17 protein-coding genes are annotated in these 13758 nt (G+C 70.3%); 4 read left to right on the forward strand and 13 right to left on the reverse strand.

What is annotated here, in order from left to right:
- Positions 1-87 precede the first annotated feature (87 nt).
- Positions 88-1218, forward strand: coding sequence for a hypothetical protein (locus tag ACSHWB_RS30715; protein WP_439656759.1), 1131 nt, complete (start codon positions 88-90; stop codon positions 1216-1218).
- Between the two features lie 47 nt (positions 1219-1265).
- Here ACSHWB_RS30715 and ACSHWB_RS30720 read toward each other — a convergent pair whose 3' ends face one another.
- Positions 1266-1709 (reverse strand): SRPBCC family protein, encoded by a 444-nt coding sequence (locus ACSHWB_RS30720; RefSeq protein ID WP_439656760.1) that lies wholly within the window; start codon positions 1707-1709, stop codon positions 1266-1268.
- Between the two features lie 87 nt (positions 1710-1796).
- Here ACSHWB_RS30720 and ACSHWB_RS30725 point away from each other — a divergent pair, with 87 nt between their 5' ends.
- Both ACSHWB_RS30725 and ACSHWB_RS30730 read left to right on the forward strand, forming a co-directional pair.
- Positions 1797-2636: an alpha/beta hydrolase gene (locus ACSHWB_RS30725; RefSeq protein WP_439656761.1), complete on the forward strand. Its 840-nt coding sequence runs from the start codon at positions 1797-1799 to the stop codon at positions 2634-2636.
- 71 nt (positions 2637-2707) lie between these two features.
- Positions 2708-3628: a trypsin-like serine peptidase gene (locus ACSHWB_RS30730; RefSeq protein ID WP_439656762.1), complete on the forward strand. Its 921-nt coding sequence runs from the start codon at positions 2708-2710 to the stop codon at positions 3626-3628.
- On the opposite strand, the gene ACSHWB_RS30735 is transcribed toward ACSHWB_RS30730, so the two are convergent.
- From ACSHWB_RS30735 to ACSHWB_RS30790, 12 genes are all read right to left on the reverse strand, one after another.
- Positions 3588-3989 (reverse strand): LLM class flavin-dependent oxidoreductase, encoded by a 402-nt coding sequence (locus ACSHWB_RS30735; RefSeq protein ID WP_439656763.1) that lies wholly within the window; start codon positions 3987-3989, stop codon positions 3588-3590. The genes ACSHWB_RS30730 and ACSHWB_RS30735 overlap by 41 nt on opposite strands.
- A gap of 68 nt (positions 3990-4057) precedes the next feature.
- Positions 4058-4471, reverse strand: a complete 414-nt coding sequence (locus tag ACSHWB_RS30740) for a hypothetical protein (protein WP_439656764.1) — start codon at positions 4469-4471, stop codon at positions 4058-4060.
- A 26-nt stretch (positions 4472-4497) separates the two neighbouring features.
- A complete protein-coding gene (locus ACSHWB_RS30745) occupies positions 4498-5127 on the reverse strand; it encodes a CoA transferase subunit B (RefSeq protein WP_439656765.1) in 630 nt (209 codons plus the stop codon).
- Positions 5111-5872 (reverse strand): CoA transferase subunit A, encoded by a 762-nt coding sequence (locus tag ACSHWB_RS30750; RefSeq protein WP_439656766.1) that lies wholly within the window; start codon positions 5870-5872, stop codon positions 5111-5113. Before ACSHWB_RS30750 ends, ACSHWB_RS30745 begins: the two co-directional genes overlap by 17 nt.
- Complete coding sequence (locus tag ACSHWB_RS30755; protein WP_439656767.1) at positions 5869-6993, reverse strand: acetyl-CoA C-acetyltransferase; 1125 nt, start codon at positions 6991-6993, stop codon at positions 5869-5871. Before ACSHWB_RS30755 ends, ACSHWB_RS30750 begins: the two co-directional genes overlap by 4 nt.
- Positions 6986-7753, reverse strand: coding sequence for a 3-oxoadipate enol-lactonase (pcaD, locus tag ACSHWB_RS30760; RefSeq protein WP_439656768.1), 768 nt, complete (start codon positions 7751-7753; stop codon positions 6986-6988). Before pcaD ends, ACSHWB_RS30755 begins: the two co-directional genes overlap by 8 nt.
- An 11-nt stretch (positions 7754-7764) precedes the next feature.
- Positions 7765-8499: an adenylyltransferase/cytidyltransferase family protein gene (locus ACSHWB_RS30765; protein ID WP_439656769.1), complete on the reverse strand. Its 735-nt coding sequence runs from the start codon at positions 8497-8499 to the stop codon at positions 7765-7767.
- Positions 8496-8783: a muconolactone Delta-isomerase gene (gene catC / locus ACSHWB_RS30770; RefSeq protein ID WP_439656770.1), complete on the reverse strand. Its 288-nt coding sequence runs from the start codon at positions 8781-8783 to the stop codon at positions 8496-8498. The genes ACSHWB_RS30765 and catC overlap by 4 nt, the downstream gene beginning before the upstream one ends.
- A 2-nt stretch (positions 8784-8785) precedes the next feature.
- On the reverse strand, positions 8786-9904 hold the full coding sequence (locus ACSHWB_RS30775) for a muconate/chloromuconate family cycloisomerase (RefSeq protein ID WP_439656771.1): 1119 nt from the start codon (positions 9902-9904) through the stop codon (positions 8786-8788).
- Positions 9901-10728 carry a catechol 1,2-dioxygenase gene (gene catA / locus ACSHWB_RS30780; RefSeq protein ID WP_439656772.1) on the reverse strand — a complete coding sequence of 276 codons (828 nt, stop codon included), beginning with the start codon at positions 10726-10728 and terminating at the stop codon, positions 9901-9903. The genes ACSHWB_RS30775 and catA overlap by 4 nt, the downstream gene beginning before the upstream one ends.
- 9 nt (positions 10729-10737) lie before the next feature.
- On the reverse strand, positions 10738-12282 hold the full coding sequence (locus ACSHWB_RS30785; RefSeq protein ID WP_439656773.1) for a 4-hydroxyphenylacetate 3-hydroxylase family protein: 1545 nt from the start codon (positions 12280-12282) through the stop codon (positions 10738-10740).
- A gap of 2 nt (positions 12283-12284) precedes the next feature.
- Complete coding sequence (locus ACSHWB_RS30790; protein ID WP_439656774.1) at positions 12285-12848, reverse strand: flavin reductase family protein; 564 nt, start codon at positions 12846-12848, stop codon at positions 12285-12287.
- Between the two features lie 110 nt (positions 12849-12958).
- On the opposite strand from ACSHWB_RS30790, the gene ACSHWB_RS30795 reads away from it, so the two are divergent.
- Positions 12959-13756 (forward strand): IclR family transcriptional regulator domain-containing protein, encoded by a 798-nt coding sequence (locus ACSHWB_RS30795; protein ID WP_439656775.1) that lies wholly within the window; start codon positions 12959-12961, stop codon positions 13754-13756.
- Positions 13757-13758 lie beyond the last annotated feature (2 nt).

Here is a 13758-nt window from a genome sequence, read left to right on the forward strand (position 1 = left end):
ACGCCGAGAACCCCTGGTGGGCGGGCCGACCTCGGGAATGATCGGCCGCGCACGGTCCTGTTCAAGGTCGAACAGCTTGGGGGACTTATGAGAGTTCGTTACTGGTCAGCCGTCGCCTTGTCGGTCGTGGTCGTCGCCGGTGCCGCCGGCCCGGCCGCCGCGGCGCCGGCGTGGCGCCTGGCCTCGATCCCGCAGAGCACGGCGACGAGCAATCTCTGGGACGTCGCCGCGGTCGACTCCAGGAACGCCTGGGCCGTCGGCTTCGAGGGCTACCACCCGGACCAGCAGGGCACGTCCGGCAGTCCGATGATGTTGCGGTGGAACGGGAGCAGATGGTCCCGCACGTCACTTCCCGCTGTGCAGGGACATGTCTCGTTCCAGCGCGTGGCGGCATCGTCCGCCAGGGACGTCTGGGTCACGGGAGCCCCGTGGTCTTCGGACGGCAACGTCACGCTGGTGTGGCGCTACAACGGCAGGACGTGGACCGAGGTTCCCTACCCGCCGGGCGCCACCCCGAGCACGCTGTCGATCCGCGATCTGTCCGTTGTGGACGGACACGCCTGGCTCGTCGGTCACCAGGGCAACACCCCGGTGTTCCACGAGTGGAACGGGACCTCCTGGCAGGAACACCAGCCTCCGACCGAATGCGTCGCCGGCGGCGGATTCGTGAACTTCTGCTTCATCAACGCCGTCAAGGCCTTCGCGCCCAACGACGTCTGGGCGGCCGGCAACGGCATGTGGAACGGCTACTCGGGACCGCTGCTGTTCCACTGGAACGGCACGGCCTGGCGGGCGGTCCAGATCGGACTGAACCAGCAGCAGCTCACCATGCAGTCGTTGGACGGCACGTCTTCCGGTGACATCTGGGCGGTGGGCGACGGCGGCGGGATGGGATCGGGCAACGTGGTGCTGCGGGGCGACGGCACCACCTGGCAGACCGTCAGCGGGCTGAGCACCCCGTCCACCCCCGGTGTCGCGGTGGGGGCGAACGGTGTCCCGTGGGTCATCGGGCGTTTCCCGATGGCGTCCTTCAGTTCCTACGGTCCGACCGGGTGGGCCACTGTTCCGGCACCTGCTCCCGCGGGGTCGTTCGGCACCACCTACAACGCGATCGCTGCCGTGCCCGGGACGAACCGGGTGATCGGCGTGGGGTACGCGGACCTGCCGGGGACCAGTCCGTTGCTCCTGCGGGCGGTGGTCGCCGAGTACGTGGGCTGACCACGGACGCCGTTGCCGCCGGACCCGGTCAGGTCCGGCGGCACTGGTCAGGAGGCCGTGCTGAAGAGCGCTGACAAGCGATCCAGGGACCGGTCCATCGACGCCCGGTTGCGCCGGGGCACGGGGGAGAGGTCGAGCAGCAGCGGCAGGCGGGCGGTCGACCAGTCGAACGTCTCGGTCACCTCGGTGGTGTCGTCGCCGAGTGGCGTGAGCTGCCAGCGCCAGCGGTGACCGTTGAAGTGGCGCCACGCGATGAGCCGGTTCTCCTCGAACTCGACGACGGTGTTCTCGATCCGGTAGGCCAGGCCGATCTTCATGTCCATGCCGAAGGTGGAGCCGAGCACGAGTTTGCCCGGGGCGTCCGGCCGTGGCGCGAGGACGGAGCCGGAGCCGTCGATCAGCGGGTGCTGGGACGGGTCGGTCAGCAGTTCGAAGATCCGTTCGGCGGGCGCGTGCACGGTTCGGGTGACGGAAACGCTTCTCTTCGGCACTGTCCCAGCCAAGCATCCGCTGCCTGATCCTGCACAACGACCGGGGTGCGTTTGTCGATCGTGCCGGTCGTCGGCATAATGTTCAGCGTGCTGAACAATGCGACCTGGCCGCGATGGCTGGCGGCCGCTGCCAGCGTCGGCGTTCCACTCGTCCTCCTGATCACCGGATGGGGGGCGTTGACCGCGGGGCACCCCGTTCATCTGGTGCTGCTGGGAGTGGTCGCGGGTGTGGGCGTCGCGGTCGCGCTGTGGCGGCGGGTGCCGTCGTGGCTGGCTGTGGTGCTCGCGGCCGTCCTGCTCGCGCCGCTGGTCTACCTGCAGCCGTTCGCGGCCACTCAGGACGGGGACGGCGCGACGGTGTTGCGACCGGACGGACCCCCGCGTGCCGGACTGGTGTTCCACCCTGGCGCCAGAGTGGACTACCGCGCCTATCTCCCCCTGCTGCGTCGCGTTGCCGCACAAGGGTTTCTTGTGGTGGTGGTGAAGGAACCGCTGAACATCGCGTTGTTGAGCGGCGATACCGCACCTCTGCGGGCCGCACATCCCGAGGTGGCGGTGTGGGCGGCCGGCGGGCACTCCCTGGGTGGTGTGGCCGCGGGCCGGGACGTGAGCGCGGACCCGTCGCTGCGAGGGTTGGTGCTGTGGGCGTCCTACCCGATCGACGATCTGTCCGAACGCGGCGGGCTCAGGGCGTGGTCGATCCACGGCGAAAGAGACGGCTTCACGACGCCGCAGGACATCGCCGGCTCGCGGACCCTGCTGCCGGCGGACACCCGGTTCGAGCCGGTCGCGGGAGCGGTCCACTCCTACTTCGGTGACTACGGCGACCAGCCGGGCGACGGCACGCCGACCACCTCCCGCGCCGAAGCGCAGGAGAAGATCGTCTCCAGCACCGTGGCCGCACTCACCGAGCTCGCGTCCGCCTGATCATTCGCGCCGCACGGGATGAGGACTCGTTCCGCACAAGATCCTCACAACCGGCTGCCACGGTCGGCTCCATGCGAATACTCAGCGTGGTCGCGCTGCTGCTCCTCGGTGTGCCGGGCCTGGCGGCGGCTTCTCCTTCCGACACCGACGTCGTCGTGCACGACCTCGACACCGACGGCGTGGCGGACTACTGGACACCGCAGCGCATCGCGGCGATGCCGACCGGGCCGTCCGCACCGCCCGGCACGCCCGCCGTCGACGACCCGACCGGCGCACCCGCGCCGAACAGCCGGACGATCGGGCGCCTGTTCTTCGTCGACCGCGACGGCGAGGACTCCAGTTGCACGGCGACGGTCGTGGTGAGCGCCAACAGGCGCACCGCGGTGACCGGCGGGCACTGCGTGCACACGGCGAACCTGATCGGCCAGGACCCTCGGTGGCATTCCAAGCTGCTGTTCGTGCCGGGGTTCCGTGACGGCACCAAGCCGTTCGGGCAGTTCGTGGTGCGCAAGGCGATCGTGAACCAGATGTGGATCACCGACGACCAGCGGTCCGAGTACGACCAGGCGTTCCTGGTGCTCGACAAGCCCTCTGACGTGAGCGAGAACATCGCCTTCGACCGGCCCGCCACCCGGTTCGCGCGGGAGTACGGCTACCCGCGCGCCGCCGGGCAGCCCGGTCACCAGGGCAGGCCGGAGTTCACCGGTCAGCGGCTCGCGCAGTGCTGGGGCACGCCCGCCCACCACCCCGGCTATCCCGGGCAGACGACGGACGAGAACCTCTGGGGAGTGCCGTGCGACATGGGCGGCGGGTCCAGCGGCGGGCCCCGGATCAGCGGTAACGCGGTTGTGGGCGTGAACATCCAGAGCTTCAACCTGGACGAGAACGGGCAGTGGGTGCCGTCCGGTCAGGGGGTGCGCCACCTCGGTGGGGCCCAGTTCAGCTGGAGGATCACTGCTCCGCTGCACCAGCGGGCGTCAACGAGCCACTGATCGCGGCGATCAGCTCGTAGCCGCGGCGGCGGTCCGCGTGGTGGTGGAACGGCGAGGTGATCATCAGCTCGGACGTGCCGGTCTCGTCCAGCACCGCCTGGAGCTTGCGGGTGATCGTCTCGGGGCCGCCGGCCAGCACGCGGCCGTCGTCGGGGAGGCGGTGCGCGTCGTCGGGGCCGGGCAACAGGATTCGGTTGCCTTCCCGGCGGCTGCGCATGCCGTGGTGCTCCGGTACCCAGTACCGGTGGAACCCTGGCTCTTCCGCCAGCTCCGCGAGATCAGCGGTGTCGTGCAACGCCTCGCGCGGCGTCGACCCCTGCACGACCGGAGACGTGTCCAGCACCGACAACCGCAGCCCCATGTCCTGGAGGCTCCCCTCATCGACAAGCCGGGCCCGAGCGGGTTCGAACACGAATTCTGGCAACAGGCTTAGCAGCGTTCGTCGGTCTGCCCCCAGTAGACGTTGCCGTCGCCCCACACCTCGCCGTACGCGCGGGTGCACTTGGTGAGCGTGTTGGTGCCCTTGGACCAGACGTCCTGCTTGTTGGTGCCGTTGACGTTGCTGTTGTAGTCGCGTGACCCGTTCACGACCATAGCGGCGCTGGAGCTGAAGCTGCCGGGCTGCGCGGCGTGGGAGTCCCACACGTAGGTGTAGGCCCAGTTCTTCCCGCAACCCTTGAACTGCTTCACCGACGCGATGATCGTGCCGTTCTTCTTCACGTACCCCGTGGAGCCGATCTGCACGGTGCCGGCACATCCCGGCGCCGGCTCGGCCTGCGCCGTGCCGGCGGAGGCGAGCGCGGTCAGCGCCACCGCGGGGAGGATCAACATCACTTTGCGCATGCCCCACGGTGGCGCGGACCGGTTGGTCAGCGGTAAATCGGCGCCCCCGTCAGCTCCTGGACCTTCTCGAACGTCACGTCCGGTGCCAGTTCGACGAGCCGCAGGCCGTCCGGCGTCACGTCGAACACACCCAGGTCGGTGATCACGCGGTCGACGCACGCCTTGCCGGTCAACGGAAGCGTGCACTCCCCGACGAGCTTCGCGCTGCCGTCCTTGGCGGAGTGGGTCATCACGACGATCACGCGCCGCGCGCCGTGCACGAGGTCCATCGCGCCGCCGATGCCGGTGACGAGCTTGCCGGGCACGGCCCAGTTCGCGAGGTCACCACCGGCCGAGACCTGCATCGCGCCGAGCACGGCCACGTCGACGTGACCGCCGCGGATCATGCCGAACGACAGCGACGAGTCGAAGAACGACGCCCCCGGCAGCACGGTCACGGTCTCCTTGCCCGCGTTGATCAGGTCGGGGTCGACCTCGTCGGAGGTGGGGTAGGGGCCGACGCCGAGGATGCCGTTCTCGGACTCCAGCACCACCTCGACGCCGGGCGGCAGGTGGTTCGGGATCAGCGTCGGCACGCCGATGCCGAGGTTGACGTACTCGCCGTCGCGCAGTTCGAGGGCCGCGCGGGCGGCCATCCCGTCACGATTCCAGGGCATCGCTCACCGTCCTGAACTCCACGCTCTTGTCGGCGGCCTGGGCGGGGGAGAGCGCCACGACCCGTTGGACGAAGATGCCGGGCAGGTGCACCTCGTCGGGGTCGATGGCGTCGACCAGTTCCTCGGCCTCGGCGATGGTGACCCGGCCCGCCATCGCGGCCAGGGGGTTGAAGTTGCGGGACGACTTGGAGAACACCAGGTTCCCGAACCTGTCGGCTTTGGCGGCGCGGACCAGCGCGAAGTCGGTGCGGATGCTCTGCTCCAGCACGTACTCGCGGCCGTCGAACTCGCGGACCTCCTTGGGCGGCGAGGACTTCGCGACCGTGCCGTCCGGGTGGTAGCGCCACGGCAGGCCGCCGTCCGCGACGAGGGTGCCGACGCCGGCGGGCGTGTAGAAGGCGGGGATGCCGGCACCTCCGGCGCGCAGCCGTTCGGCGAGTGTGCCCTGGGGGATCAGCTCGACCTCCAGTTCGCCGGCGAGGTACTGGCGGGCGAACTCCTTGTTCTGCCCGATGTACGAACCGGTGACACGCGCGATCCGGCCGGCCGACAGCAGCACGGCGAGGCCCTGGTCGAGCGCGCCGCAGTTGTTCGACACGATGCCGAGCTCGCCGACCCCCTTGTCCAGCAACGCGTTGATCAGGAACTTCGGCACGCCGCTGAGCCCGAAGCCGCCGACCGCGATGGTGGCGCCGTCGTCCACATCGGACACGGCGTCGGCCGCGGAGGCCACGACCTTGTTCATGACACCCTCTCGAAGACCGCCGCGAGTCCCTGCCCGCCGCCGATGCACATCGTCTCCAGCGCGTACCGGCCGTCGCGGCGCTCCAGTTCGCGCAGCATCGTCGCGAGGATTCGCGCGCCGGTCGCGCCGACCGGATGGCCCAGCGCGATGCCGGAACCGTTGACGTTCAGACGGTCGAAGTCCGTCAGGCCCCACTCGCGCGTCACCGCGAGCACCTGCGCCGCGAACGCCTCGTTCAGCTCGATCAGGTCCAGGTCGTCGAGCTTGAGGCCGGCGATCTGCAAAGCCCTGGCGGACGACGGCACAGGCCCGATGCCCATCCGCGCCGGCTCGACCCCTGCCGAGGCCCAGGACACCAGGCGCGCCAACGGACGCAGGCCCAGCTCGGCGGCCCGTTCGGGATGCGTGACGACGCAGATCGCCGCGCCGTCGTTCTGGCCGGACGCGTTGCCCGCGGTGACCGTGGCGCCCTCGACGTCCATGATGGTCTTCAACGACGCGAGCTTCTCCAGCGTCGAACCCGGCCGCGGGTGCTCGTCCGCCGCGAACTCGCCGACCGGCACCAGTTCGTCGGCGAACCGGCCCTCGGTCTGGGCCGCGACAGCGCGTTCGTGGCTGCGCAACGCCAGTTCGTCCTGCTCGGTGCGCGAGATGCCGTACTCGCGCCGCAGGTTCTCCGCGGTCTCCAGCATGCCGCCCGGCACCGGGAAGTTCTGCCCGCCCGCCGTCACACGGCCGCGTGCCAGGGCCTCGGCACCGGCGTTCGACATGCTCTCCACGCCGCCCGCGAGCACCAGGTCCTGTGCGCCGGTCTGCACGGCCATCGCCGCGTTGATCACGGCCTGCAGCCCGGAACCGCAACGGCGGTCCAGCTGCACGCCCGGCACGCCGACACCGAGCCCGGCGTCCAGCGCCACGACCCGGCCGATCGCCGGCGCGTCCATGGTGGGGTAGCAGTGGCCGAGAACCAGATCGTCCACCGAGGACGGATCGAGACCGGTGCGGCGCATCAGCTCCTGGACGACGATCGCGCCGAGCTCCTGGGCTGTTCGGTCCTTCACAGCACCGTTGTAGCGGCCCACCGGTGTGCGGATGGGCTCGCAGATGACGGCGTCACGCATGAACTCTCCTCGTGAGATGCCCGGCGACCGCGGTGTTCACGATCTCAGGGCGTTCGGCGGTGAACAGGTGTGCGGAGCCGGCGACGATCTCGAACCGCGCGCTGGGAATGCCGTCCGCGATCTCCCGCACCAGCTCGGGTGGCGTCGCGGGGTCGTCGGCACCGGCGAGCACGAGCGTCGGCACGGTGACGGCGCTCAGTTCGGAGCGCACGTCGAACGTCCCGATCGCCTCGCAACAGCCCGCGTATCCCTCGGCGGACGTCGCGCGCAGCATGTCCAGCAGCCGCTCGGCCTCCGCGGGCTCGCGAGCGGCGAAGTCCTCGGTGAACCAGGTGCCGGTCCGCGACGACACGATCGCCGCGGTGCCCTCGGCACGGACCGTCGCCGCCCGCACCGGCCACTGCGGCGGATCGGCGAACCGCGCGGCAGAGGCGCAGATGGTGAGCGTTAACACCCTTGAGCCCCAATGCAGAGCAAGCCACTGGCCGATCGCGCCGCCGATCGACACCCCGAGGTAGTGGAACCGCCGCACACCCAGGTGATCGAGCAGCTCCACGACGTCGGACGCGAGGTCCGCGATCGAGTACGGCCCGGGAACGACCGGGGACCCGCCGTGGCCGCGCAGGTCGAACCTGACCACGCGCCAGCGGTCGGCGAGCCCGGCGACCTGGGCGTCGAACAGCCCGAGATCGGTGCCCAGCGACGGGCCGAGCACGAGGACCTCGGCATCCGGCGGGCCGTCGACGGCGTAGTGGATCACCCGTGCTCCCCTCACACCCGGTCCACGAACTCGACCACCGCGGGCCCGTCCGGCCCGCGGACCAGCACCGACCCTCCCACTACCACCAACCGGGCCGCCACACCCCCGAGCGTGCCGAGGTATTCGCCGTCCGGCGGCAACGCGGTCCCCGGCGGCACGACCGCCACACCAGAGGACAGCACACCCTCCACCCGATGCGGCCGCCCGAGCACCGCGGCGGCGCCGAGAACATCCCCGCCCCGCACCAACTCCCGCACCCGAGTCGACGAACACCCGTCCACCAGGTCCACGCCGATCGCCGGCAGTCCCAGCTCCCGCAGCGTCTCCACGGTCCCGGCACCGCGATGGCCGAACGTGAAGTTCGCCCCGACCACCACGGCCTCGGCGTGCAACGTCCCGACCAGCACCTCCGCCACGAACCCCGCGGGGGACAACGCGGCGAACCGGCGCGTGAACGGCAGCACCAGGGTCGCCTCGACCCCCAGGGAACGCCCGAGCTCCGCCCGCCGGTCGACCGTGCTCAGCGCGGACGTGTCGCGGGGCAGCCCGAGCACCAGCGCGGGGTGCGGGTCGAACGTCACCAGCACCACCGGCCGCGACCCGGCCACCTCCCGTGCGGCGGAGATCAGGTGCGCGTGCCCGCGATGAACGCCGTCGAACACCCCGATCGTCACCACGCACCCCGGCCAGTCGCGCGGCACCTCGGCGAGCGACCGCCACACCAGACCTTCCTGGACGGCGGTCATGGTTGCGCCGCCAGGTCGGAGGGATGCGTCGCCAGCGGCGTCACCTCGACGGTCATGAACTCCCACAGCGGCAGCGAGGACAGGAACGCGTGCAGCTCGTCGTTGGACGGCACGTCGAAGACGCTGATGTTGCTGTACCGCCCGGCGACACGCCACAGGTGCGGCCACACGCCCATCTTCTGCAGCTCCAGCGCGCGTTCCTTCTCGGCGCGCACCAACTCGGCACGACGCTGCGGGTCCATGTCGTGGGGCAGGGAAACGTCCATCCGCACGTGGAAGAGCACGGTCACCTCCTGGTGAAGGCCGCGACGGCCGCGGGGTCCAGCTCGATGCCGAGCCCCGGTCCGGCGGGCAGGTGCAGGTCGCCGCCGTCGTAGCGCAGCGGCGTGGCCAGCAGCTCCTCGCGCATGAGCAACGGCCCGAACAGCTCGCTGCCCCACGTGACCGCCGGTGAGGCGCACGCGAGATGCAGCGACGCCGCCGTGCCGACCGGGCTCTCGATCGAGGTGCCGCCGTGACAGGGAATACCCGCCGCGGCCGCGATCGAAGCGATGGCCGCGGTGGCGCGCAGTCCGCCGGACTTCGTGGTCTTCAGCGAGAACACGTCCGCCGCCCGCAGACCGGCCAGCCGCAACGCGTCCGACGGCGTGCGCAGCGACTCGTCCGCCATCACCGGGATCGGCAGGGAACGGTTGATCTCCGCGAGCCACTCGACCTCGGCGCCCGGCACGGGCTGCTCGACCAGCTCGACCCCCGCGGCGGCCAGTGCGGGCAGGTACCGCAACGAGGTCAGCCGGTCCCAGCGCGCGTTCAGGTCCACGCGCACACCCGCGACCCCTTGCAGCTTCTCCGCGATCGCGCACACCCGGCGCACGTCGTCGGCCGGGTCCTGCGCGCCCATCTTGAGCTTGAAGCTGCGGTGCCCGGCGTCGAGCCTGGCCATCGCCTCCTCGATGACGACGGCGGCGGGTTCGGTGCCCAGCGCCCACGTCACCGGGATCGACGTGCGCGCGAGCCCGCCGAGCAACGTGTGCACCGGAACGCCCAACGACCGCGCCCACGCGTCGTGCAGCGCGACCTCCACAGCGGCTTTGGCGTAGAGGTTGGCGTTCACCACGTCGTTCACAGCCTGCGTGATGCCCGCGATGTCGTCGACTCGACGGCCCAGCAGCAGCGGGGCGATGTACTGGTCGATGACCACCTTCATGGTCTCGACCGACTCACCGCCCCACCACGGCCCGCCCGGCACGACACCCTCGCCGAGGCCGACCACCCCGCCCGCGGTCCGGAGGTGGACGAGCAGCACGGGCTGCGCGTCCATCCCGGTGCGGGCGAAGCGGTGCGGCCGGACGAGCGGGACGTCGAGCAGGACGGTGTCCACGCCGTCGATCACCAGGTCGTTCATGCGGGCTCGAGCACGAAGTCGTACGAGACGCGCTGGTCGGCCGGGGTGAGCACGAGTTCGGGCTTCACGGCCTCGGCGACGTCGCTGTCGACGTACTCACCACCGGCGAAGTAGAGCTGCGTCGTGATCGGCCGATGCCCGGGAGCCCGCACGATGAGGTGCAGGTGCGCGGGCCGCCACGGGTGCCAGCCTGCCGCGTCGATCAGCCGTCCGGTCGGCCCGTCGGTCGGGATCTGGTACGGCGCCGGCTGCACGGTGGAGATCTCGAACCGGCCCTCGGCGTCGGTCACCACGACCGCGCGCAGGTTGGCGGCGGGGATGTCCGGCGCGAAGCCCGAGTAGTAGCCCTCGGAGTCGGCGTGCCAGATGTCGAGCTCGGCGCCGGCCAGCGGCTGCCCCGCGAGGTCGGCCACCCGCCCGGAGAACACCAGGGGCGCGCCCTGCTCGTCGGCACGCATCGGCAGCGTCGCGACGGAGGGCAGCACCACCTGGTCCGGCAGGTAGTACGGCCCGAGGATGCTGCCCTTGGTGCCGTCCTGCGTGCGGGCGGCGACCTCCTCGACGACGTGCTCCACGAACACGTCCAGGAACAACGGCCACTCGCCGCCCTCGCCGAGGTCCATCAGCCACTGCTTCGCGGCCTGGAACTCGGCATAGGTGACGTCGTGGGCGCGAATGGCCTCGTGCACGCCCTGCAGGACGGCGGTGACCACAGTGGACACCCGCTCAGGGGAGACGTCGACAGAAGAACGCGCTGTGGAGCGGAAGTTGGCGCTGGCGGAAGCGCCGGAGTCAGCTGCGGTGGGGGAGTGGACTGCGGTCATCGGGACATCTCACCTTCCGTTCAGGGAGGTCGCGCCGGGGTTGAAGAGGTCGGGAACGGTCCAGCCGTTCAGGTCGTACTCGGCCATGCACTGCTCGGCGAAGCCCTTCATGGAATCAGCCATGCCGGACTGCTGCGCGGCGAACAGCATCTCGGCGCGCACACCCTCGTGGTTGCCGGAGTAGTTGCGCTCGTACAGCTCGTGCCGGCCGCCGAACTCGCTGCCGATCGAGTCCCAGATCAGCTTCATCAGCTTCACGCGCTCGACGGCGTCCATGCCGTTCGACCCGCGCACGTACTTGTCGAGGTACGGCCGCGTCTCCTCGGACTGGAAGTCCTTCGCGGACGACGGCAGGTAGATCAGCGCGGAACCCATGTCCTGCATGATGATCTCGCGGATCCGCGGGTAGCCGACGGTCATGAACCACCGGTAGGCCAGCCCGAAGTCCAGGTGTGGCAGCACCGCGCCGTCGACCCACTCGTCGGGACGGGCGCACATCGCCTCGGACAGCGCGTGGAACAGGTTGCGCCACCCGATGACCTCGCCGACACGGGTCTGGATGCCGCGGAAGTCCTTGACGCCGGTGGCTTCCACGCCCTTCAGCAGCAGCCCGGCGATGAAGTCGAGCTTGACCGACAGCCGCGTGACGCCGTGGAACGTGAAGCGGTGCAGGAAGCCGGATCCGGGGAAGAAGGTGCTGGCCTTCTCCGCGTCGCCGTAGATGAAGACGTTCTCCCACGGGATCTTCACGCGGTCCAGCACGAAGATCGTGTCGTTCTCGTCGAACCGCGACGACAGCGGGTAGTCGAACGGCCCGGTGGTCTTGTCCACGTTGGCGGAGTAGGAGTTGCGGCAGATCAGCTTCATGCCCGGCGCACCCATCGGCACCGTGCACACCAGCGCGAACTCGCGCTTCTTGATCGGGAGGCCGTAGTGCGCGATGAAGTTGTAGTTCGTGATCGCCGAACCGGTCGCCACGACCTTCGCGCCGGACACGATCAGGCCGTCGTCGCGCTCCTCCTCGACGTGCATGAACACGTCGCTGACCTCGTCGGGGTTGCGGTCGCGGTCCACCGGCGGGTTGATGATCGCGTGGTTCCAGTACAGGACCTTCTCCTGCGACTCCTGGTACCAGCGCCGCGCGTTGTCCGCGAACGGGTTGTAGAAGTCGGCGTTGGCGCCCAGGGTCCCGAGGAACGCGGCCTTGTAGTCGGGGCTGCGGCCCATCCAGCCGTAGGTCATGCGCGCCCACTCGGCGATGGCGGCGCGGTCGGCGTAGAGGTCGGCGCTGCTGCGGGGCGTGCGGAAGAACGGGTGCGTGAAGCCGCTGCTGCCGGTGTCGGTCGGCGCGGTCAGCACGGCCTGCTTGTCCGGGTCGTGCAGCGCGTCGTACAACCGGGCGGTCATGCGGACGGAGTTGCGGAACGCCGGGTGCGTGGTGACGTCACCGACCTTCTCTCCGCCGAGGAAGACCTCGCGTCCGTCCCGAATGGACTCGATGTACTCCTCGCCGGTCATCGGCCGGGTGGTGCGTTGCTGCTGCTGCGTGGTCATCCCTAACCCTTCAGCGTTGAAGTGGTTCGCAGTGAGGTGAAGTCCGCGCCGAACCACCCGATGTCCGGGCAGTCGACCGAGCTCATCCAGTGGTCCGCGGTGCGTCCGGCGATCTCGCGGAACGCGCCACCGAAGAACAGCAACGGATCGGCGTCGCTGGTGTCGAGGTGCGCGACCTCCCCGATGACGATCAGGTGGTCGCCGCCGTCGTACGTGCGCCAGGGCAGGCACGAGATGGTCGCGGCGTTGCCGAGCAGGACGGGGGCGGTCGGCCCGTCGGCCCAGCGGGGCGCGGGGCCCTGGGGGCGGCCCGCGAAGGTCCAGGCCGCGTCGAGCTGGTCGGCGGCGAGGACGTTGACGGCGAACGGCTTGGCGTCGAGGAACCGGCAGGCCTTGGCCTTGCGGGTCAGCGTGACCTGGCACAGCGCCGGTTCGAGCGAGACGGCGGTGAAGGCGTTGACGGTCGCGCCGTGCGGCTCCCCGTCGTCGTTGCGGCAGGTCACGACGGTGACCCCGGTGGCGAACCTGCCGAACCCGGTGCGGATTGCGCGGTGATCCAGAGTCATCTCCCGCTCCTCCTGTACGCTATGCGTACAATCTGTACGCGCTGCGGTTACATGAGGGTGCACCGACGTTGCGGCCGTGTCAACGGGTGGCGGTGCGGAAAGATGGGGCGATGACCAGCGGTCCGGACGAGCGCGACTTCATCCAGAGCATCGAGCGCGGGTTCGCTGTGCTGCTCGCGTTCGACGAGGAACGGGTCAGCCCGAACCTGGCCGAGCTCGCCGCCGCGACGAACCTCTCGCGCCCTGCCGTGCGCCGGATCCTCCTGACGCTGCAACGGCTGGGGTACGTGCGCAACGAGGGCACCCGGTGGACGCTGACGCCACGGGTGCTCAGCATCGGGCAGCACTACTCGGCGTCGCACGCGATGATCGAGATCGCGCAGCCGCACCTGCTGGAGCTGTCGGCGAAGACCGGTGAGTCGGCGTCGCTGGCGGAGCTCGACGGACGGGACGCCGTCTACGTCGCGCGCGTGCCCGTGCGGCGGATCATGAGCATCAACGTGTCGGTCGGCACCCGCATCCCGGCTTTCGCGACGTCGATGGGCCGGGTCCTCCTCGCCTGGGCGCCGGACGCGGTGACCGAGGAGATCGTCGCGGCCGGACTGCCCGCGCTGACCAGGCACACGATCACCGACGCCGACGCGTTCCGCGCGAGTCTGCGGCAGGTTCGCTCGGACGGGTGGTCGATCGTCGCGGAGGAGCTGGAGATCGGGCTGCTCTCGGTGTCCGCCCCCGTCCGCGACCGCACCGGCGAGGTGGTCGCCGCACTCGCGTCCTCCACCTCCGTGGGGCGATCATCTGTGCAGGAGATCCGCGGCGAGGTGGTGCCGCTGCTGCTCGACGCCGCGGAACGGATCAGTGCCGACCTGGGCCACAAGAGCTCGGCGCGGCGCGAAGGCTTCTACTGACC

It is taken from the genome of Lentzea sp. HUAS TT2, from assembly GCF_051853195.1.
Classification (GTDB): domain Bacteria; phylum Actinomycetota; class Actinomycetes; order Mycobacteriales; family Pseudonocardiaceae; genus Lentzea.